At 42.8% G+C, this 20974-nt stretch carries 21 protein-coding genes and 1 pseudogene; all 22 read left to right on the forward strand.

The annotated features are described in order from the left end of the window. Positions 1-467 (forward strand): carbohydrate ABC transporter permease (locus HW447_RS05520; RefSeq protein ID WP_176254342.1); only part of this gene is annotated, 467 nt, incomplete at its 5' end. Positions 468-556: 89 nt separating this feature from the next. After that, on the forward strand, positions 557-2389 hold the full coding sequence (locus HW447_RS05525; protein WP_176254343.1) for a glycoside hydrolase family 2 protein: 1833 nt from the start codon (positions 557-559) through the stop codon (positions 2387-2389). Continuing rightward, on the forward strand, positions 2382-2660 hold the full coding sequence (locus HW447_RS05530; RefSeq protein ID WP_176254344.1) for a hypothetical protein: 279 nt from the start codon (positions 2382-2384) through the stop codon (positions 2658-2660). Before HW447_RS05525 ends, HW447_RS05530 begins: the two co-directional genes overlap by 8 nt. Positions 2661-2775: 115 nt before the next feature. Next, on the forward strand, positions 2776-3600 hold the full coding sequence (locus HW447_RS05535; protein WP_176254345.1) for a rhamnogalacturonan acetylesterase: 825 nt from the start codon (positions 2776-2778) through the stop codon (positions 3598-3600). A 45-nt stretch (positions 3601-3645) separates the two neighbouring features. Next, positions 3646-4626, forward strand: a complete 981-nt coding sequence (locus HW447_RS05540) for a glycoside hydrolase family 88/105 protein (protein ID WP_243176220.1) — start codon at positions 3646-3648, stop codon at positions 4624-4626. A 352-nt stretch (positions 4627-4978) separates the two neighbouring features. After that, positions 4979-8023, forward strand: a complete 3045-nt coding sequence (locus HW447_RS05545; RefSeq protein ID WP_117508780.1) for an SrtB-anchored collagen-binding adhesin — start codon at positions 4979-4981, stop codon at positions 8021-8023. 238 nt (positions 8024-8261) lie between these two features. After that, positions 8262-8588 carry a YdcP family protein gene (locus HW447_RS05550; protein ID WP_117508782.1) on the forward strand — a complete coding sequence of 109 codons (327 nt, stop codon included), beginning with the start codon at positions 8262-8264 and terminating at the stop codon, positions 8586-8588. A gap of 15 nt (positions 8589-8603) precedes the next feature. Beyond that, positions 8604-8993: a YdcP family protein gene (locus HW447_RS05555; RefSeq protein WP_009319862.1), complete on the forward strand. Its 390-nt coding sequence runs from the start codon at positions 8604-8606 to the stop codon at positions 8991-8993. A 69-nt stretch (positions 8994-9062) separates the two neighbouring features. Beyond that, positions 9063-9479 carry a DUF523 domain-containing protein gene (locus HW447_RS05560; protein WP_117508783.1) on the forward strand — a complete coding sequence of 139 codons (417 nt, stop codon included), beginning with the start codon at positions 9063-9065 and terminating at the stop codon, positions 9477-9479. 73 nt (positions 9480-9552) lie between these two features. Further along, complete coding sequence (locus HW447_RS05565) at positions 9553-10947, forward strand: FtsK/SpoIIIE domain-containing protein (protein ID WP_117508784.1); 1395 nt, start codon at positions 9553-9555, stop codon at positions 10945-10947. A 183-nt stretch (positions 10948-11130) separates the two neighbouring features. Then, a complete protein-coding gene (gene mobT, locus HW447_RS05570) occupies positions 11131-12327 on the forward strand; it encodes a MobT family relaxase (protein WP_023921737.1) in 1197 nt (398 codons plus the stop codon). A gap of 33 nt (positions 12328-12360) precedes the next feature. Further along, a pseudogene (locus tag HW447_RS05575) lies at positions 12361-12474 on the forward strand (DUF3789 domain-containing protein); the annotation flags it as partial. Next, on the forward strand, positions 12475-12696 hold the full coding sequence (locus tag HW447_RS05580) for a hypothetical protein (protein WP_002323342.1): 222 nt from the start codon (positions 12475-12477) through the stop codon (positions 12694-12696). An 85-nt stretch (positions 12697-12781) separates the two neighbouring features. Beyond that, positions 12782-13024 carry a DUF3781 domain-containing protein gene (locus HW447_RS05585; RefSeq protein WP_002303262.1) on the forward strand — a complete coding sequence of 81 codons (243 nt, stop codon included), beginning with the start codon at positions 12782-12784 and terminating at the stop codon, positions 13022-13024. Then, positions 13021-13491 (forward strand): GyrI-like domain-containing protein, encoded by a 471-nt coding sequence (locus tag HW447_RS05590; protein ID WP_002606082.1) that lies wholly within the window; start codon positions 13021-13023, stop codon positions 13489-13491. Before HW447_RS05585 ends, HW447_RS05590 begins: the two co-directional genes overlap by 4 nt. An 87-nt stretch (positions 13492-13578) precedes the next feature. Continuing rightward, positions 13579-13806 (forward strand): hypothetical protein, encoded by a 228-nt coding sequence (locus HW447_RS05595; protein WP_002606083.1) that lies wholly within the window; start codon positions 13579-13581, stop codon positions 13804-13806. After that, on the forward strand, positions 13794-14291 hold the full coding sequence (locus HW447_RS05600) for an antirestriction protein ArdA (RefSeq protein ID WP_002606084.1): 498 nt from the start codon (positions 13794-13796) through the stop codon (positions 14289-14291). The genes HW447_RS05595 and HW447_RS05600 overlap by 13 nt, the downstream gene beginning before the upstream one ends. A gap of 15 nt (positions 14292-14306) precedes the next feature. Beyond that, positions 14307-14813 (forward strand): antirestriction protein ArdA, encoded by a 507-nt coding sequence (locus tag HW447_RS05605; protein ID WP_176254347.1) that lies wholly within the window; start codon positions 14307-14309, stop codon positions 14811-14813. A gap of 114 nt (positions 14814-14927) precedes the next feature. After that, positions 14928-15326: a conjugal transfer protein gene (locus HW447_RS05610; RefSeq protein WP_002606086.1), complete on the forward strand. Its 399-nt coding sequence runs from the start codon at positions 14928-14930 to the stop codon at positions 15324-15326. Next, the gene (gene tcpF, locus HW447_RS05615; RefSeq protein ID WP_176254348.1) at positions 15304-17754 is read left to right on the forward strand and encodes a conjugal transfer ATPase TcpF; all 2451 of its coding nucleotides are present in this window, start codon (positions 15304-15306) and stop codon (positions 17752-17754) included. The genes HW447_RS05610 and tcpF overlap by 23 nt, the downstream gene beginning before the upstream one ends. Next, complete coding sequence (locus HW447_RS05620) at positions 17754-19958, forward strand: CD3337/EF1877 family mobilome membrane protein (protein WP_176254349.1); 2205 nt, start codon at positions 17754-17756, stop codon at positions 19956-19958. The genes tcpF and HW447_RS05620 overlap by 1 nt, the downstream gene beginning before the upstream one ends. After that, entirely contained in the window at positions 19955-20962 is a 1008-nt protein-coding gene (locus HW447_RS05625) for a bifunctional lytic transglycosylase/C40 family peptidase (protein ID WP_176254350.1), read from the forward strand. Before HW447_RS05620 ends, HW447_RS05625 begins: the two co-directional genes overlap by 4 nt. The last annotated feature ends 12 nt before the right edge of the window (positions 20963-20974 follow it).

The raw sequence follows: 20974 nt of genomic DNA on the forward strand, positions 1-20974 counted from the left end.
CGCCGCAGTACATTATGTTCAATAACTGGAAATGGGTAAATACCTACCTTCCGCTGGTGATCCCATCCTTATTTGCGGCGGATACCTATTTTGTATTCATGCTGATCCAGTTCTTAAGAGGCGTTCCGAAGGAGCTGGAGGAGGCTGCAAAGATTGACGGCTGCAACACCTTAAAGACTCTGTGGTATGTGATTGTGCCAATGTTAAAGCCATCCCTGGTATCCTGTGCGCTGTTCCAGTTCATGTGGACCAACAATGACTTCCAGGGACCTTTAATCTATATCGCAGATATGCAGAAATATACCAACTCCGTATACCTGCGTATGTCCATGGACGGAGACGTAGGCTTCCAGTGGAACAGAATCCTGGCAATGTCCCTGATCTCCATTATTCCTTCCCTGGTAGTATTCTTCTGTGCACAGGACGCTTTCATCGACGGTATTGCAGCCGGCGGTGTTAAGGGTTAAATTTTATAGTGATTGATGTCAGCATAAAGCCAGCGATGAGGGACTGCCTGTTTTCGACAGTCCCTTGTGTATTTTTAAAGGAGCCAGATATGAAAGAGAAAAGACGTTTTGATGAAGGATTTGATAATATTCTGATCTATGATTATGATCAGGCTTATCAGGATGGGAATAGGATTTCAGGAGAACTTTTGCCGACTGCGGGAAACCGGCCAGTAGTATCTTTAAACGGAGAATGGCACTTTTGCCCTGATGTATTTAACAGCATGGTAAGGAGCCGCTGGTTTGAAGAAACCAGGGTGAACAGGGATGGCCTGCCTTTGCCCTATGATTTTGATTTTGAAAAATGGGATACTGTTTCAGTACCCGGAGTATGGAATAATCAGAAAGCGGAATATGCGCTGTATGAAGGTCCTGGCATTTATTTTACAATCTTTGATTATGAGAGGAAACCGAAAAAACGTGTATTTTTACGAATGGAAGCTGCTAATTATGAAACTAGAATCTGGCTTAACAGTGTATATCTTGGACGTCATCTGGGAGGATTTACTCCCTTTGCAGCAGAGATTACAGAATATTTGAAGAGTCAGGGAAATCGACTGATGATCCTTGCCGACAATACCAGAAAGGGGGAACAGGTGCCATCTGTCCACTATGACTGGTTTAACTATGGCGGAATCCATAGGGGAGTAGAACTGATAGAAACGCCGGATATCTGTATACGTAGTGTTTTTCTTCAGCTTTCACCAGATAAAGAACAAACCCTGGAATACCGATTGTACCTTTCTGTAAACAGCGGAGAAATGATTGAAAAAGAGGCCGAGATTGTGATCAAGGAGTTGGGGCAGGGCTGGAAGGTTCGCTGCGAAAAGGGAGAAAACGGAGAATGGAAAGCTGCAGGCTGCCTTGATATAGATGAGAGCTGTTTAAAGCTGTGGAGTCCGGAACAGCCGTTCCTTTATCATGTAACGGTTTCCTGCGGCAACGATGTATTCCGGGATACGGTTGGATTCAGACGGATTACGTCTCAAAACCGTCAGATCTTTTTAAATGGAAAACAGATATTTTTACGGGGAATGTGCGTACATGAAGAAAGTGCTATCCATCTGCGTTCCATGACAGAGGATGAGATGGAGGAAACACTTAAAGCGGCTAAAGAACTGGGCTGTAATTTTCTGAGGCTTACTCACTATCCTCATAACGAGAGAATGGCAAAACTGGCGGACCGGATGGGAATTATGTTGTGGGAAGAAATACCGGTGTACTGGGCGCTGGAATTTGAAAACCCCAAAACCATGGCAGATGCAAAGGGGCAGCTTTGTGAGTTAATTCTGCGGGATTGGAACCGCGCCAGCGTAATCATTTGGTCTGTGGGAAATGAGAATCCGGATACAGATGCCAGATATCATTTTATGAAAACCTTAGTAGATACGGCAAGAGAACTGGATCAGAGCCGTCTGATTGGAGCGGCCTGTCTGATAGATGTAGAAACCCATCGGATTAAAGACCGGCTGCTGTCCTGTCTGGATGTGGCGGGAATCAATGAGTATTACGGTTGGTATTTAAAAGATTATGGCGAGCTTAGAGATATATTGGATCATTATGATGGAGAGAAACCTATTATCGTAACGGAGACAGGAGCAGAGGCAGCTCTGGGGATTCGTGGCTCAGCGACCCAGGTCTATACAGAGGAGTGTCAGGCCGCTATTTATGAAAAACAGTTTGAGATTCTATTTTCATATCCATTTATCCGTGGAATTACACCATGGATTCTCTATGATTATGCATCCATGCGCAGAGCCAATGTGCTGCAAAAGGGGTATAACCTAAAAGGCCTGATAGGTTCGGATCACAGGAGCCGGAAACTTGCGTGGAATGTGGTAAAGAGGGCTTATGAGAGAAAGGAGCGGGAGGAAAATGGATAAGAGGATTGTATTATCTCTTTTTGACCGTACACTGGCAGAAAAAGAGCCTGAGCTTGGGATTCCAGAGCTGACAGACGGTTTTCAGTTCTATGGAGGAGGCTGTGCTGGTGGGATGTTTCCTGTTAGTTTTTTTTTCGGAAGTCTTAGATCCGGGCACATGGAAGATTCATATTGCTTTCAGAGCCCTAACAGATGTGAAGATGCTATATGTGTTTACGGGAAGAAAGCAGTTAAGGGAGATTCTTACGCTAAAGAAAGGTCAGAAATTTGAGGGAACGTATTTTCAAAACCTAGCTCCTATTGTTCCGCGTCATTTTGATCGAATATACCATGCAGAGCGGCTGTTTATTACAATTTGCACTCAGAATCCGGAGGCAATAGAGATAGTGGAATGCTATGGCGCAAAGGAACAGGTACCAGTGATATGGCTGGCCGGAGATTCTACAGTTACGGATCAGCCGGGAGTGATCCCATATGATCCGGGAGCTGTCTTTTCTTCCTGGGGACAATGTCTGCCTGCATTTTTAGCAGATCCTATAGCGTTAGATAATCAAGCACATTCGGGATTAACCACAGAAACGTTTCGTTCGGAAGGGCATATGGATCTGATTAAACAGCGGATTCATCCTGACGATATGGTTCTATTTCAGTTTGGCCATAATGACCAGAAATTACCTCATTTGCTGGCAGACAGAGAATATCCTGAAAATCTCAGGCGTTTCATAGAAGATGTTCGGGAATTTGGGGCACAACCGGTTCTTGTGACACCTCTGAGCCGGAATATCTGGTCTAAGGAAGGGCGGTATCTGGAACTTTTGGGAGCCCATGCTCAGGCGGTACGGAATGTTGGGGAAAAGGAAGCTGTTTTTGTTATAGATCTTCATGAGTATTCTAAAAACTTGATTTTTAGGGAAGGAGCGGGAAAATCCTGCAGATATTTTCATCCGGGAGATTATACGCATACCTGTGAATATGGGGCATATCGTGTTGCAGGATGGATGGCTGGAGAACTAAAGAAATTATTTGCACAGAAATTTCGGCATATGAAGGAATCGGTGAAATTTGAACCGCCGGAAGATCACTGGCAGCAATTTGGCGGTCACAAAGCAGTCTGTGGGGGAAACCGCCAGGAGGAACAGTTTGATTATATAGAAAAATCCAGTACGGATCTGGTAGCAGCAATTCAAAAAGCGCTGGCAGGCAGGGAATAGAGGTCAAGAATGATGATAGATTTTAACAGAACGCAGATAGAGGAAATGATAGATCGTATCGTAAAACGCACTATGGAAATGGATATGGCCTGGAATTGGCAGTGCGGAGTTGCGTATTATGGTGTCTGCAGGGCATATGAAAAGACGAAAAAAGAGGAGTATCTGGAACTTTTAAAAAGTCGTATCGATGAATTTATCTGCCTAGGTATTCCTGAGCAGTGGACGGTGAACAGCTGTGCCATGGGCCATTGTCTGATTAATCTGTATGATGCAACTGGGGATGAGGGGTACTGGGAGTTGCTAAAGAGTAAGATTGGTTATCTGCAAAATGAAGCTCCGCGTTTTGGCGATGCAGTTTTGCAGCACACGGTTTCAACCGGAAATGATTTTCCGGAGCAGTGCTGGGCAGACACTTTGTTTATGGCAGCCTATTTTATGCTGCGAATGGGTGTAAAGGAAGGGAACGAGGATTTGATCAATGATGCATTAAATCAGTATTATTGGCATATTAAGTATTTACAAAATAAGGATTCTGGACTATGGTACCATGGGTACAATAATAAAACAAAGGACCATATGTCAGGGATCTACTGGGGAAGAGCCAATGCATGGGCTGCTTATACTATGGCTTGTGTGGGAAAATTCCTACCGGAAAACTATCTTTATCCCCAGTATATGGATATTTCGGGAGCGCTGGATGAGCAGTTGACTGCATTAAAGGGGATTCAGACGAAACATGGCCTGTGGAGAACCATTTTAGATGACTCGGAATCCTATGAGGAAGTTTCTGCCTCTTGCGGCATCAGTGCGGCTATGGTGGTAAAGGGAAATATTTTCCATAAAAAATATATACAAAGGGCTCTTGACGGTATTATTCCTCAGATAGCTTCCAGCGGAAAGGTGATGAATGTATCTGCAGGAACGGCAGTGATGAGGGATCGGGATGGATACAGAAAAATTACCAGAGACTGGATCCAGGGCTGGGGACAGGGATTGGCTTTGGCATTTTTTTCGGAACTCTTGTAAAAAAAGAAGAGTCAACTTCACAAATATTTTAGAAATTATTAGCACTCAACTCTTGTTATTACAGCGTAGCTTTTGTCTTAGTTCATAGAGTGCCGTAAAGTGCCTATTTACAGGCTTTTCACGGGTTTTATGAATTTATCACATTTCATCAAAAATCGTCAATATACAAAAATTTGGTGTCAAAATTGGTGTCAAATAACCTTGATTTGAGATTTTGATGAGTAACACATCAGTATAAAAAATTGAATATTTCATAGACTATGGAACGCCTAACATGACGTTCCTTTTCTATTTCCAGCCGTTCTTATTGGACGGCTATTTTATTACCCAAAATGAAAGGAGCATTAGATTTATGAAAAAGACATGGAAACGATTGTGTACGGGCTTCTTAGCTCTTGCAACTGTCGTTACTGCTTTACCGACTACACCCGTTCATGCAGAAAGTAAGCAATACTGGACGGAGTCAAAAGAGCGTGTCGGTATCGTTGAAAAAGTAATGAATGACGGTTCGATTGGTTCTACCTTTAATGAGGGACATTTAACCGTTGAGGGCGAGGACGCTTACTGTATCGACATCAATACAGATTTTAAGAATGGCTACAAGACCAGAGCTGACGCAAGCTCACGCATGAGTATCGACCAGATAAGCGACGTTGCCTTATCTATCGAATATGTAAAACAGTACACAGACAGCCACAGCGGAATAAGCAAAAATCACGCTTACCTTTTAAGACAGCTTGTAGTCTGGCAGAGATTGAGCGTACATCTTGGCTGGCAATGTGATAACGTGCGAGCTTCTTATGATGAAATTCCAAAGGCTACGCAGGACGAAGTTTTCGCTGGTGCAAAAGCCTTTGTCAAAGAGAATAAGGGACGCTATGAATGTGGCGGTTATATCTACTCTGGCGAGGGGCAGGAATTGGGACAATTCTGGGCGAAGCTGAATGTCGGAAATGCGAAACTGCAAAAGACTTCCAGTAATACCAGCATTACAGACGGTAACGGAAATTACTCTGTCGCTGGTGCGACATACGGTGTCTTTTCTGATAAGGACTGCACGAAACAGCTTGCCACCCTTACGACTGATGAAAACGGAAATACAGATATTGTAGAGGTAAAAGCAGGCACAGTCTATATCAAGGAATTATCCGCACCAGCAGGATATAAAGTGGATAAAACTGTATATTCCTTAAAGGTTGAAGCTGGAAAGACAGCAACCTTGAAAGTATCAGATACACCGAAAGTAACGGACACTTTGATTGAGCTTTTCAAGATTGATATGGAAACACAGAAAGACAATCCGCAGGGGAACGCTTCTTTAGCAGGTGCGGAATTTACATGGAAGTATTATGCTGGCTTCTATAACAAAGACAATCTCCCTGCCGAAGCTACTCGTACATGGGTTACAAAGACAATCGCTGAAACTGACAGCGACGGGACAACTCATTACATCACAAAATTAACGGACGCATACAAGGTATCTGGCGACAGCTTCTATATGCAGGACGGCAAAGCGGTTCTTCCACTTGGGACACTAACCGTTGAGGAAACAAAAGCTCCAAACGGTTACTTGTTAGACGGTGCATATATGCAGGCTGGCGATAAGTCCGAACAGATTAAGGGCTTATATGTAACACAGATTACCGAGGACGGCGACCTTGCCGTACTATCTGGAAGTAACCAGTTTTCCGTATCAGACAAGGTTATCCGTGGCGGTGTGAAAATTCAGAAACGAGATTTAGAAACGAGCGATACAAAGCCACAAGGAAGTGCCACTTTGAAAGATACTGCTTTTGACATCATTTCCTTAAATGATAATTCTGTTTTGGTTGAGGGCAAGTTATACAAGAAAAATGAAGTGGTAAAGACTATTCATACAGACCTTGAGGGTGTCGCTTCTACTTCTGCTGACCTTTTACCTTATGGAAACTTCCGTATCGTTGAAAGTGAAGCTCCCGACGGTTACTTAACTGACGGTGCGAAACCGATTGATTTTACAATCACAGAAAACGGAAAAATCGTGGACTTAACCGACGAAGCCCATTCTATCTACAATCAGATTAAGCGTGGAGATATTGAGGGTGTAAAAATCGGTGCAGGCACACACAAGCGTCTTGCTGATGTTCCCTTTAGGATCACAAGCAAGACAACGGGCGAAAATCATGTTGTGGTAACTGATGATAACGGGCAGTTCTCCACTTCTTCTGAATGGGCTTCACATAAGCACAATACTAACGCAGGCAAGACAAGCGAGGACGGTGTATGGTTTGGAACTTCTGAACCAGACGACAGCAAGGGTGCATTACCTTATGATACCTACATCATTGAAGAATTACGCTCTGATAGTAACAAAGGCTTTGAACTTATCCCACCTTTTGAAATCGTGGTATCAAGAAATAACCTTGTGATTGATTTAGGAACGCTGACTGATGAATACGAAAAAGAAATTTCTATCCATACCACAGCGACCAGCAAGGACGGCGAAAAAACTATCCTTGCAGGAAAAGAGATTACGATTGTTGATACTGTAAAATTGGACGGACTTACAAAAGGCACAAAATATCAGCTCAAAGGCTGGCAGATGTTAAAGGAAGAAAACGCAGAACTTCTTATTGACGGGAAACGTGTAGAAAACGATTATACCTTTGTCGCTGATGATGAGGAAATGAAAGTGGAAATTTCCTATACATTCAATGCGTCTGCTTTAGGTGGCAAAAACCTTGTTACCTTTGAAGAATTGTATGATTTAAGCAATCCAGACGAACCCGTAAAAGTTGCAGAACACAAAGACATTGAGGACGACGGGCAAACGGTACTTATCACAGAGCGTATCATCAAGATACATACGACCGCTACCGATAAGGACGGCAACAAAGAGCTTGAAGCAGGAAAAGACGTTACAATCATTGATACCGTAACCTTAGAGGGCTTAGAAATCGGTACACAGTACAAACTTGTGGGCTGGCAGATGTTGAAAGAAGAAAATGCAGAACTTCTTATCAATGGAAAGCGTGTGGAAAGCGATTATACGTTTACCGCTGACAGCAAAACTATGAAAGTGGAAGTTGCTTTTACGTTTGACGCTACTTCTCTTGACGGCAAACAGCTTGTAACTTTTGAAGAATTATATGATTTGAGCAATCCAGACGAGCCGAAGAAAGTTACCGAGCATAAGGATATTGAGGATAAGGGACAGACGATTACCTTTAAGGAAAAGTCAGAAGAACCAGAAAAACCCGAAACGCCACCGACACCAGAAAAGCCTAACAGACCTAGCGACAGTCCCAAAACGGGCGATAACACCAACCTTTACGGACTGCTTGCACTTCTTATGACTTCTGGTGCTGGGCTGGCAGGTATCTTCTTCTACAAACGCCGTAAAATGAAGAAATCATAAGGCAGTAACGGTATGAAGAAAGAAAAATCACGCTCTCCGCCGAATCGGTCAAACGGCAGACTTCCGCTTATTCTGGCTTGTCTGCCTACAACCTGCAAGAACACGGATAGTCAAGGGTGCGTAAGCATTGATTTTACCCTTTACTATCTGGGGGATTGCTGGTACTTCCCAAACCGCCAGAATAAGAAATCACAATCAAAAAACTTATCAAATATAGAAAGAAACGAGGTAAAACAATATGGAAATGAAATATGTCGTGCCAGATATGGCACAGTCTTTTGGAACTCTTGAATTTGCAGGCGAAAGTGAGCCAGTCTTTGAAAGAGATAAAAATAACCGCAGGGTCTTAGCCAGACGAAGCTATAACCTTTATTCTGACGTACAGAAAGGCGAAAATGTTGTCGTAGAAATTCCCGTGCAGGCAGGCGAAAAGAAGTTCAAGTATGAGCAGAAAGTAAAACTTGTCAATCCGAAGTTATACGGCAGAGGTTACGCAATCGGGGATATGGGACATACCGATTATGTGTTAGTTGCTGATGATATTATAGCAGTTGAAGAAAAGTAAAGGAGTGAAGAATTTATGAGATTATCAAACGGTTTTGTTATTGACAAAGAGAAAACATTTGGAGAATTAAAATTTACAGCGGTGCGTGATGTGTTCTTGCAGAATGAGGACGGAACACCGAGTACCCAGCTTAAAAAGCGTATCTATGATTTGAAGTGCAGTCTGCATGGTGGAATTATCCCCGTGTCTGTACCGCCAGAAGTACCGTTAAGGGAATTTCCTTACAATGCAGTCGTGGAGCTTGTCAATCCCGTAGCCGATACGGTATCAAGAAAGACGTTTGGTGGTGCAGATGTGGACTGGTATGTAAAGGCAGAGGATATTGTCTTGAAGAATAAAGGCAACCAGAACGCAGGCAATCCACAGAATAATAACACGCAGGGACAGCCGAAAAAACAAAATTAGAGATTAGATTTTTATTGTGAGGTAATTCGTTGAATGATATAATTAGGATAAATTGTGAGGTGCTTATCTATGAAAGTATTAGTTAGTTCATGTATCATGGGAAAAAACTGCAAATATAACGGTGGGAATAATCTCAATCCGAAAGTTGTAGAGTTTCTAAAAGACAAAGAGGTTATCGAGATTTGTCCAGAATTATTAGCGAATATGCCTACACCACGTCCTAGTGCGGAAATAGTAAATGGTATTGTCATGGATATAAATGGAAATATTGTTGATGAGGAATATCGTCATGCGGTACAGTTGGCTTTAAATGAAATAAAAAGTGTGGAAATAGACTTAGTTATTCTGCAATCAAGAAGCCCAACTTGTGCAGTCAAAAATATTTATGATGGTAGTTTTACGGGAAAATTGATAAAAGGTCAAGGTCTGTTTGCACAAGCGTTAATTGAGGCTGGATATAAAGTGTTGGACTCAGAAGATTTTTAATGAATAGTAATGAAAAAGCAGTTAGTCTTAGGATTGACTGTTTTTTTCATACCCAGAAAGGAGTGATTGATTTATGCGTAAGATTTGGAACAAAGGACACCGTATCAGAGCCAGCGACAAACACCTTGTCTATCATTTTTCCATAGGGACGCTTCTGTTTGTATTCGTGGCGGTTCTCTTGTTACTCAATATCAAACAGCTCATGTGTACCGATTGGGAGCATTTCAGCTTGTTAGAGAACGGCTTGACGCTTTCCCCTTACAACTTCATAACCATACTGATAGCGACTGGTGTTTGTGCATTGGTCGCTTTTCTATATTACCGCTTTTGTTACGACGGTTTCAAGAAGCTCCTGCACCGTCAAAAGCTGGCAAGAATGGTACTGGAAAATAAGTGGTATGAAGCTGATACCGTACAAGACAGCGGTTTTTTTACTGACCTGCAAAGCAGATCAAGGGAAAAAATCGTCTGGTTTCCAAAGATTTATTATCAAATGGAAAAGGGACTGCTTCATATCCGCTGTGAAATTACGCTGGGGAAATATCAAGACCAGCTTTTACGGTTAGAGGATAAATTGGAAAGTGGCTTGTATTGCGAACTGACCGACAAGACCTTACATGACGGTTATATCGAATATACCCTGCTTTATGATATGATAGCGAACCGCATTACCATTGATGAAGTACGGGCAGAAAACGGCTGTCTTAGACTGATGAAAAATCTTGTCTGGGAATATGACGCACTCCCTCACGCTCTGATTGCTGGTGGGACTGGTGGCGGTAAAACGTATTTTCTGCTGACGCTCATTGAAGCCTTACTGCATACTAACGCTGTCCTTTACATCTTAGACCCGAAAAATGCGGACTTAGCAGACTTAGGAACAGTTATGGGAAATGTGTATCACACCAAAGAAGAAATGATAGACTGTGTCAATGCCTTTTATGAGGGCATGGTACAGCGAAGTGAGGAAATGAAGCAACACCCGAACTATAAGACGGGCGAAAACTATGCCTATCTGGGACTGCCACCCTGCTTTCTTATCTTTGATGAATATGTAGCATTTTTTGAAATGCTGGGGACGAAAGAAAGTGTGAGCTTACTTAGCCAGTTAAAGAAAATCGTTATGTTAGGACGACAAGCAGGTTATTTCCTTATCGTTGCCTGCCAGCGTCCAGACGCAAAGTATTTCTCGGACGGTATCAGAGATAACTTCAATTTCCGTGTGGGCTTGGGGCGTATCAGCGAATTAGGTTACGGTATGCTGTTCGGTTCAGATGTGAAAAAACAGTTTTTTCAGAAGCGTATCAAGGGGCGTGGCTATTGTGATGTGGGAACAAGCGTTATCAGTGAGTTTTACACGCCTTTAGTCCCGAAAGGACATGATTTTTTGCAGACTATCGGCTCTCTTGCACAAGCAAGGCAGGACGGGACGGCGACGTGCGAAGCGAAAGGCGACGGCACGGACTAGCCGTTGCTGGTGTGGCGTAAGCCACGCCAGCAGGTAAAACCCCTCGGTATCTAACAGAGGGGTACGTTTGCAAATAGACAAAAGACAAAAAACATAGGAAACATAAGGCTTCTGGCATGGTTTCCTAGCAAAAATCAGTTGTGAAGTCGCCTTAAAAAACTTCACACTTGACAGATTGGGGGTATGGTTCTGAATGAAGAACAATGGATAAAAGAATTACGGGAGAAACGGATTGCTTACGGTATCTCACAAGGCAGGCTGGCGGTGGCTTCTGGTATCACAAGGGAATATCTCAACAAGATAGAAAGCGGAAAAATGAAGCCGTCAAAGGAACTTCTGGAAACTCTGCATAAGGAACTGGCAAGGTTCAATCCAGAAGCACCGCTTACCATGCTGTTTGATTATGTGAAAATTCGTTTTCCCACGCTGGATATACAGCACATCATCAAAGATATATTAAAACTGAATATCAATTATATGCTCCATGAAGATTACGGACATTACAGTTATACGGAGCATTATTCTTTAGGGGACATCTTTATCTATACGTCGGCTGACGAAGAAAAAGGTGTCCTTTTAGAGTTAAAGGGGCGTGGTTGCAGGCAGTTTGAAAGTTACCTGTTAGCACAACAAAGAAGCTGGTATGACTTTCTCATGGACGCACTCGTAGACGGTGGCGTGATGAAGCGTATCGACCTTGCTATCAACGACCATACGGGCATTTTGGATATTCCAGAGCTTGCGGAAAAATGCAGGAAACGGGAATATATTGGAAAGTCCAGAAGCTATAAGTTTTATCAGTCGGGCGAGCTTATCAAGCACAGAGAGGACGACAGAGAATATATGGGACGTACCCTTTATCTTGGTTCGCTGAAATCTGATGTATATTTCTGTATCTATGAAAAGGACTATGAGCAGTACGTCAAGTTAGGGACACCGCTGGAAGAAGCAGACATTATCAACCGTTTTGAGATACGGCTTCGGAATGAACGAGCCTATTATGCAGTACGAGATTTGCTGACTTATTATGACGCAGAGCAGACCGCATTTTCTATCATCAATCAGTATGTGCGGTTTGTTGATGAAGAACCAGACAAGCGAAAAAATGACTGGAAACTCAATGACCGCTGGGCTTGGTTTATTGGCGATAACAGACAGAGCTTGAAGCTGACGACAAAGCCAGAGCCTTACACCTTAGACCGTACATTGCGGTGGGTACAAAGGCAGGTAGCACCAACCTTGAAAATGCTGAAAAAGATTGATAAGGGAAACGGTACAGACTACATGGAAACAATCGAACAGCAGGCAAAGCTCACAGAAAAGCATGAAATGATAATCAAACAGCAGACGACCCCTGCAAAAGATTTGGTGGAAAGTTAGGAGTGATAAAAAATGTGGGTATTATTAAAAGACTTCCTGCTGGTATCTATGGGAATGGGTATCGGCGTAGTCTTGATGTGTATTTTGAATGTCGGCAAAGAAGCTGACTGTGAAACGAAACAATTAGAAGAAAGTGAGGACAATTAAATGAATTTCGGACAAAATTTGTATCAATGGTTTTTATCAAATGCACAGAGCTTAGTGCTTATGGCGATCGTGGTTATCGGTATCTACTTAGGTTTCAAGCGTGAGTTTTCCAAACTTATCGGCTTCTTGGTAGTTGCCTTAATTGCTGTCGGCTTGGTATTCAATGCTGGCGGTGTAAAAGATGTACTGTTAGAGTTGTTTAACAAAATCATCGGTGCATAAAAATTTATTGTAGTGCTGATATGAGAATGTTATAATTGGGATATAAAACATACAAATAAATTGCTGAAAAATGAGGTATCAAAATATGGAAAATGAATTACTGGAAAACTTAGGAAGACTTCACACAACTGAACTTGGCGTTATTAGAATTAAAAAGAACTTATCTTTGAATGTAGAAAATGTAATTGAATGGTGCAAAGAAAAAATTAGCCTTTCTAATGCGGAAATCACAAGAAAAGGAAAAAATTGGTATATAACGATTGATAATTGTATTATAACAGTAAATGCGTACAGTTATACCGTTATCACTGCTCACAAGGTAAAATGATAAATTTTTCTATAAAGGAATTAAACGCATTTGCAGTTATTGGGCAAGAAGTAGAACTGACTAATTATCAAAAAAAGAATATTCAGATTAGTACACAGTTTTGGAGAAAGTTTAACAGTAGTTTGAAAAAAGCGTATCTTTCACAATCGGGAAATTGGGTAAAATATGCTTTTATGGAAAGAAGAAATGGAAAACTTTATTATTTCTGTTCTATTCCCCAAAGAACCATTACCCCAGAGGGCTTTCTGTATAAAGAAATACCGTCTTATAAATATTTGGTTGTGGAACATATTGGTGCTATGGAAAAAATATATGAAACTTATGGAAAAATTTATCAGGAAATTATTCCTAATACACCATATACCCCTATAAAAAATATTATCCTGCACTTTGAAAAATATGATTACCGTTTCCATTGGAATAGAGATAATTCAGTTATTGAAATTTGGATACCTATTCAAGATTAAAAACAATTTCATATCCATACACACAAAGCAGTTGGTCTTAGGATTGACTGCTTTTTTCTTACCTAAAAATCAGATTGGAGTGATGAAATGAACGATATTTTTAAGGATATGCAGGCAAAAGTCGGCTGTGAATATCTTTCCGACATGCCCTTTTACAAGCGTGAAGTATGGCAGGAAATGAAACGGCTGAGCCCTGCCGACTATCCTAAAAAACAACTGGAAGATTTTTCTGTCTATGTTTTTGGTATGTCCTACCAGATATTACAGGCAGTTATGAAACAACAGAGAGGAAGTGAAAAACAATGTATGAATTAAGAGTACAGATTGAAGCTGTCCCAACAGTCGAGGGCGATATACTATCCGCATGGTTTACCCTGCCGATTGACGAGGAACTCTTTTCTGAAAGGCTGGGCGTGGACGCAGAAAGCAATGATTACCGTATCACAGAAAAGGAACTGCCCTTTGCCGAGGAAGTGGACGAAGATACTACGGTGGATAGGCTCAATGATTTTTACTACACTTATGAAAGCCTGCCAGCCGATTTGAAAGAGGACTACGGGGAGCTGATGTGCCACTTTACCAGCCTTGAGGAACTGCACCAGCACCGACACGACATTATCCACTATTCATGGTGTAAGAACATGGCTGATGTGGCGAAACATCTGCTAGACAACGACCCTGCCTTTGCAGAGATTGACGAACGCCTAGTCCGATACTTCAATTTTGAAGCCTACGGACAGTATCTTGACGACAATGGAAAATTCATAGAAACGGAACACGGTATCTACGAACTTCCATAGAAATGAGGTGGTCTAATGAGCGTTGATGATATGGCAGTCTATATCGCAAATTTAGGGGATTATGTTGAGGGCGGTGTCAAAGGGGCGTGGTTTCATTTTCCACTCGACGAGGAAGAAATCGCAGAGCGTATCGGGCTGAATGGTCGTTATGAAGAATACGTTATCCACGATAGCGAAAACTTCCCTTGCGAGTTGGAAGAATATACGTCCATAGAAGAACTAAACCGTATCTATGAGCTGATACAAGACTTTCCAGAGGAAGTGTTAGATAATCTTGACGATTTTATTTCCTACTATGGCGACCTTGAAGAACTGGCAGACCATATTGGCGATATTATCTGCTATTCGAGGTGTGAAACAATGGAAGATGTTGCGTATCAGAAGATTTATGAAGAAAATGTACTTGGGGAAATACCGCCTGCCTTTTTCCATTACATAGATTGTGAAGCCTATGGCAGAGATATTGAAATTCAAGACTATTTTGTAAAAACAAGGTACGGTATGTGTGAAATCAAACGATAAGCTGGAAGATCAGCAACAAGAACTGTTGCTACTGACAGCGATTTTATATTGAGGGACAGTCTGAAAATGGCTGTCCTTTTCCATTTAGAAATTTACGAAAGGAGCTGGAAGAACTTGAAAAAAATTAAATCTTATACGGGTATCTGGAACGTGGAAAAAGTCTTGTATGCAATCAATGACTTTAACCTGCCCTTTCCCGTTACCTTTACGCAGATTACATGGTTTGTGCTTACAGAATTTATCATCATTCTGTTTGGGGATATTCCCCCACTTTCCATGATTGAGGGAGCATTTCTCAAATATTTCGGTATTCCCGTTGCTCTCACTTGGTTTATGTCGCAGAAAACCTTTGACGGAAAGAAGCCGTACAGCTTTTTGAAATCGCAAATAACCTATGCCCTGCGACCGAAAATCACTTATGCAGGAAAAGCCGTAAAACTGCATAAGCAGATATTGAATGAAACAATCACGGCAGTAAGGAGTGTGAACGATGTTCCCGATAAAATATATTGACAATAACCTTGTCTGGAACAAGGACAATGAAGTGTTTGCCTATTATGAGCTGATACCGTACAACTATTCTTTCTTATCCGCAGAGCAGAAATTTATTGTGCATGACAGCTTTCGCCAGCTAATCGCACAATCCCGTGAGGGTAAAATTCATGCCTTGCAGATTGCCACGGAAAGCTCCATACGAAGTATGCAGGAGCAGTCAAAGAAACTGGTAACTGGAAAATTAAAGGAAGTTGCCTGCCAGAAGATAGACGAGCAGACCGAAGCGTTAGTATCTATGATTGGGGACAATCAAGTGGACTACCGCTTTTTTCTTGGCTTTAAGCTCATGGTTACGGAAGAACAGTTCAATCTGAAGAACATCAAAAAATCGGCATGGCTGACGTTCAAAGAATTTCTCCATGAAGTGAACCACACGCTGATGAATGATTTTGTTTCCATGCCGAATGATGAAATCAACCGTTACATGAAAATGGAAAAATTACTGGAAAATAAAATCTCCCGTCGCTTTAAGGTGCGTCGCTTGGAAATCAATGACTTTGGGTATCTCATGGAACATCTTTACGGCAGGGACGGTATCGCCTATGAAGATTATGCGTACCAGCTACCAAAGAAGAACTATAAGAAAGAAACGCTGATAAAATACTATGACCTTATCCGTCCGACAAGGTGTGTGATTGAGGAAAGCCAGCGGTATTTACGACTGGAACATGAGGATAAGGAAAGCTATGTGTCCTACTTTACTGTCAATGCGATTGTCGGGGAGCTTGATTTTCCGTCAAGTGAAATCTTCTATTTCCAGCAACAGCAATTCACATTCCCCGTTGATACTTCTATGAATGTAGAAATCGTGGAAAATCGAAAAGCATTAACAACTGTCCGCAACAAGAAAAAGGAATTGAAAGACCTTGACAATCACGCCTATCAAGCAGGAAGTGAAACCAGCTCAAATGTGGTGGACGCATTAGACAGCGTGGACGAGCTGGAAACAGACTTAGACCAGACTAAAGAAAGTATGTATAAGCTCTCTTATGTGGTGCGTGTCTGTGCTGATGATTTGGACGAATTAAAACGCCGTTGTGATGAAGTCAAGGACTTTTACGACGACCTCAATGTAAAACTGGTGCGTCCTGCTGGCGATATGCTGGGGCTTCATTCTGAATTTTTACCAGCCAGCAAGCGATATATCAATGATTATGTGCAGTATGTAAAATCAGATTTTTTGGCAGGGCTTGGTTTTGGAGCGACACAGCAGTTAGGGGAAAATACGGGTATCTATATCGGCTATTCCGTCGATACGGGAAGAAATGTGTACCTGCAACCGTCTTTAGCTTCGCAGGGCGTAAAAGGTACAGTTACCAACGCTTTAGCTTCTGCTTTTGTCGGAAGTCTTGGCGGTGGTAAATCGTTCTGCAACAATCTTCTTGTGTACTACTCTGTTCTCTTTGGGGGACAAGCGGTTATTTTAGACCCAAAATCAGAGCGTGGCAACTGGAAAGAAACGCTCCCAGAAATCGCCCATGAAATCAATATCGTAAACCTTACCAGCGACAAGGACAATGCAGGACTTCTTGACCCGTTTGTGATTATGAAGAATGTCAAAGACGCTGAAAGTCTGGCAATCGACATCTTGGCATTCCTTACGGGTATTTCCTCTAGGGACGGCGAAAAATTTCCCGTACTTCGTAAGGCGGTGCGTTCTGTTACCCAGAGCGACAGTCGGGGCTTGCTCCATGTGATAGATGAGCTTCGCCGTGAAGATACGCCAGTATCAAGAAATATCGCAGACCATATCGACAGCTTCACGGACTACGACTTTGCACACCTGCTGTTTTCAGACGGTACGGTGGAAAATGCTATCAGTTTAGATAATCAGCTCAATATCATTCAAGTAGCCGACCTTGTGTTGCCAGATAAAGATACCACTTTTGAGGAATACACGACCATTGAATTATTGTCGGTGTCTATGCTGATTGTGATTAGTACCTTTGCACTCGACTTCATTCACAGCGACCGTTCTATCTTCAAAATCGTAGACCTTGACGAAGCGTGGGCGTTCTTAAATGTGGCACAAGGAGAAACGCTCTCTAACAAGCTGGTTCGTGCTGGGCGAGCTATGCAGGCAGGCGTTTATTTCGTTACACAATCCTCTGGCGACGTATCAAAGGAAAGTCTGAAAAACAATATCGGTTTGAAGTTTGCCTTTCGTAGTACCGACATCAACGAGATAAAACAGACCTTAGAATTTTTCGGCATTGACAAGGACGACGAAAACAACCAGAAACGCTTGCGTGATTTAGAGAACGGACAATGCTTATTGCAGGACTTATACGGGCGTGTCGGTGTGGTGCAGATACACCCCGTCTTTGAAGAACTGCTACACGCCTTTGATACAAGACCGCCCGTGCAGAGAAATGAGGTGGAGTGATGAAAGAAAGGATAAAAGGTGCGTTCACAAAAAAGAAGATTTTTCACTTTCTCAAAATGGCTCTGTTTGTCGTGGTACTCTCCCTTATCCTGCTTTCACTTCTGGGGACGGTGGCTCATGCGACGGGGCTTGTGGACGATACCATAAACGCAGAAAATCTTTACTCAAAATATCCGCTATCGAATTACCAGCTTGATTTTTATGTAGATAATAGCTGGTCGTGGCTTCCGTGGAACTGGCTGGACGGTATCGGAAAATCGGTGCAGTACGGGCTTTACTGTATTACCAACTTTGTCTGGACGATAAGCCTTTATTTAAGCAATGCCACGGGCTATGTGGTGCAGGAAGCCTATAAACTTGATTTTATCAACGATATGGCAGACAGTATCGGAAAGAGCATACAGACCCTTGCAGGCGTAACACAGAACGGCTTTTCTTCTACGGGCTTTTATGTTGGTTTCCTGCTTCTCATTATCTTAGTCGTGGGACTTTATGTTGCCTATACGGGACTGATAAAACGGGAAACCAGCAAGGCACTTCACGCTGTTATCAACTTTGTGGTGGTGTTCGTGCTGTCCGCTTCGTTTATCGCTTATGCTCCCGACTACATCAAGAAGATAAATGAATTTTCATCAGACATCAGTACCGCTTCTTTGGACTTGGGAACAAAAATCATGCTCCCTAACTCTGACAGCGAGGGCAAGGACAGCGTGGACTTGATACGGGACAGCTTATTTTCTATTCAAGTGGAACAGCCGTGGCTACTCTTACAATTCGGCAACAGCAATGCAGAGGAAATCGGGACAGACCGTGTCGAAGCTCTCGTATCGGCAAGCCCAGAGGACGAGGACGGAAAGACCAGAGAAGAAGTCGTGAAAACAGAAATCGAGGATAACGACAACAACAATCTGACAATACCGCAGGTGGTAAACCGTTTGGGTATGGTGTTTTTCCTACTGTTCTTCAACTTAGGGATAACGATATTTGTATTCTTGCTTACAGGCATGATGTTGTTCAGCCAGATACTTTTTATTATCTTTGCAATGTTTTTGCCTATCAGCTTTTTACTTTCCATGATACCGAGCTATGAAAGCATGGCAAAGCAGGCAATCGTAAGGGTATTTAATACCATAATGACACGGGCAGGAATAACGCTCATTGTAACGGTGGCATTTAGTATTTCCAGTATGTTTTACAACATTTCCACGGACTATCCGTTCTTTATGGTGGCGTTCTTACAGATAGTATGTTTCGCTGGTATTTACATGAAGCTGGGCGACTTAATGAGTATGTTCTCTTTGAACGCTAACGACAGTCAAAGCATGGGACGAAGAATTTTCCGCAGACCGTATCTGTTCATGCGACATAGGGCTAGACGTATGGAACACCATATTGCAAGGGCGGTAAGTGCTGGCGGTATTTCGGGCGGTGTGGCTGGTGCGGTGGCTGGAAGTGCCGTTGCTGGCAAGAGGGCTGAAAGAAAAAATACCGCTTCTAAAGAAAATCGGGGCAATACCACTTCCAGCATGGGACAGCGTGCAGGCTCAAAGGTGGGTGCTGTCTTAGATACGAAAAATAAAGTGAAAGACAAGGCAAACGCTGTCAAAGAGAATATCAAGGATATGCCGACACAGACCGCTTATGCGGTGTATTCCGCAAAGGAAAAGGCAAAGTCCAGCGTATCAGACTTCAAGCGTGGCATGGTGCAGGAACAGCAGTCCAGACAGACGGGACGCTTGGAAAAGCAGGAACAACATAAGAAAAATATCGCTGACAAGCGTATGGAGCTTCAAAAGGCACAAGAAGCAAGGCGTAGAAATACGGACGGATCAGAGACAACGGGAGCTACCCGTCCCCATGAGCGACCAGCCACAGCTTCAACCATTCCAAAACCGAGTGCTGAAAAAATGCAGGAAGTCAAACGCCCAGCCACAGCTCCAACTCCGAAAGCAAGTGAGCCAGTCAAGACAAATGTTATCAAAGAGCGTCCGTTATCTTCTGGTGCTTCTGATAAGAAAGCACCCCAGCCTACACAGACAGTACATAGGCAGAATGTAGAAAAAGTGGTATCGCAGGAAACACGCCAGAATTACACGAAAGACCGCAGGACAAAGGTTCAGCAGACGCAGAGCGTCCAGAAGAACCAGCAGACCATAGAGAAAACTCGTAACCTTGTAACGAAGAAAGGACAGAAGAAAAAATGAAACTGAAACATATCGCTCTTATCGGCAGTCTGTTTCCTATCCTCTTTTCTCTGGTGCTTTTCTTTGGTGTCCTCATTAGTGCGGACAGCGACGACGAGAACAGCAACTTTTCTTCTGGCATTACGGGTATGAACTTATCCGCAGAAGTCTTGAAACATCAGCCTATGGTGGAAAAATACGCCAGAGAAAACGGTATCTCCGAGTATGTCAACGTGCTACTGGCTATCATTCAAGTAGAAAGTGGCGGTACGGCAGAAGATGTTATGCAGAGTTCAGAAAGTCTTGGTTTACCGCCCAACTCTTTAGATACGGAAAGCTCAATCAAGCAGGGGTGTAAGTATTTTGCGTCCCTGCTTTCTTCCTGCAAAAATCAAGGTATCGACGATTTGAATGTAGCGATACAGTCCTATAACTATGGCGGTGGTTATGTGGGATATGTGGCAGGAAAAGGAAAGAAACACACCTTTAACCTTGCAGAGAGCTTCGCCCGTGAAAAATCGGGTGGAAAGAAAGTAACCTACACCAACCCGATAGCCGTTGCAAAGAATGGGGGCTGGCGGTATGGCTATGGAAATATGTTCTATGTGGAATTAGTCAATCAGTATTTAACTGTACCGCAGGTATCGGGAGAACTGGCACAAAAGGTCATGAATGAAGCGTTGAAATATCAAGGCTGGAAATATGTGTATGGCGGTAGCAATCCCAACACTTCCTTTGACTGTTCGGGATTGACGCAATGGTGCTATGGAAAAGCTGGTATCTCCTTACCGAGAACGGCACAAGCACAGTATGACGCTACCCAACATCTGCCACTCTCGCAGGCAAAGGCTGGGGACTTGGTATTTTTCCATTCTACCTATAACGCTGGTACTTATGTAACGCACGTTGCAATTTATGTAGGGAATAACCAGATATATCATGCAGGCGACCCGATAGGATATTCAGACCTAAGCGGTAGTTACTGGCAACAGCACTTAATCGGTGCAGGACGAGTAAAACAATAGAAAGGACTTGAA

The organism is Enterocloster alcoholdehydrogenati (assembly GCF_013282095.1).
Classification (GTDB): Bacteria; Bacillota; Clostridia; order Lachnospirales; family Lachnospiraceae; genus Enterocloster; species Enterocloster alcoholdehydrogenati.

Excerpts from the sequence above, each read along its gene's own strand:
- HW447_RS05560 (WP_117508783.1), top strand. The coding sequence starts at position 9,063 with ATGAAAGTATTAGTTAGTTCATGTATCATGGGAAAAAACTGCAAATAT.
- tcpF (WP_176254348.1), top strand. The coding sequence starts at position 15,304 with ATGTTCCCGATAAAATATATTGACAATAACCTTGTCTGGAACAAGGAC.
- HW447_RS05550 (WP_117508782.1), top strand. The coding sequence starts at position 8,262 with ATGGAAATGAAATATGTCGTGCCAGATATGGCACAGTCTTTTGGAACT.
- HW447_RS05530 (WP_176254344.1), top strand. The coding sequence starts at position 2,382 with ATGGATAAGAGGATTGTATTATCTCTTTTTGACCGTACACTGGCAGAA.
- HW447_RS05590 (WP_002606082.1), top strand. The coding sequence starts at position 13,021 with ATGATAAATTTTTCTATAAAGGAATTAAACGCATTTGCAGTTATTGGG.
- HW447_RS05595 (WP_002606083.1), top strand. The coding sequence starts at position 13,579 with ATGAACGATATTTTTAAGGATATGCAGGCAAAAGTCGGCTGTGAATAT.
- HW447_RS05565 (WP_117508784.1), top strand. The coding sequence starts at position 9,553 with ATGCGTAAGATTTGGAACAAAGGACACCGTATCAGAGCCAGCGACAAA.
- HW447_RS05625 (WP_176254350.1), top strand. The coding sequence starts at position 19,955 with ATGAAACTGAAACATATCGCTCTTATCGGCAGTCTGTTTCCTATCCTC.
- HW447_RS05525 (WP_176254343.1), top strand. The coding sequence starts at position 557 with ATGAAAGAGAAAAGACGTTTTGATGAAGGATTTGATAATATTCTGATC.
- HW447_RS05605 (WP_176254347.1), top strand. The coding sequence starts at position 14,307 with ATGAGCGTTGATGATATGGCAGTCTATATCGCAAATTTAGGGGATTAT.
- HW447_RS05540 (WP_243176220.1), top strand. The coding sequence starts at position 3,646 with ATGATAGATCGTATCGTAAAACGCACTATGGAAATGGATATGGCCTGG.
- HW447_RS05545 (WP_117508780.1), top strand. The coding sequence starts at position 4,979 with ATGAAAAAGACATGGAAACGATTGTGTACGGGCTTCTTAGCTCTTGCA.
- HW447_RS05585 (WP_002303262.1), top strand. The coding sequence starts at position 12,782 with ATGGAAAATGAATTACTGGAAAACTTAGGAAGACTTCACACAACTGAA.
- HW447_RS05620 (WP_176254349.1), top strand. The coding sequence starts at position 17,754 with ATGAAAGAAAGGATAAAAGGTGCGTTCACAAAAAAGAAGATTTTTCAC.
- mobT (WP_023921737.1), top strand. The coding sequence starts at position 11,131 with ATGGTTCTGAATGAAGAACAATGGATAAAAGAATTACGGGAGAAACGG.
- HW447_RS05555 (WP_009319862.1), top strand. The coding sequence starts at position 8,604 with ATGAGATTATCAAACGGTTTTGTTATTGACAAAGAGAAAACATTTGGA.
- HW447_RS05600 (WP_002606084.1), top strand. The coding sequence starts at position 13,794 with ATGTATGAATTAAGAGTACAGATTGAAGCTGTCCCAACAGTCGAGGGC.
- HW447_RS05580 (WP_002323342.1), top strand. The coding sequence starts at position 12,475 with ATGAATTTCGGACAAAATTTGTATCAATGGTTTTTATCAAATGCACAG.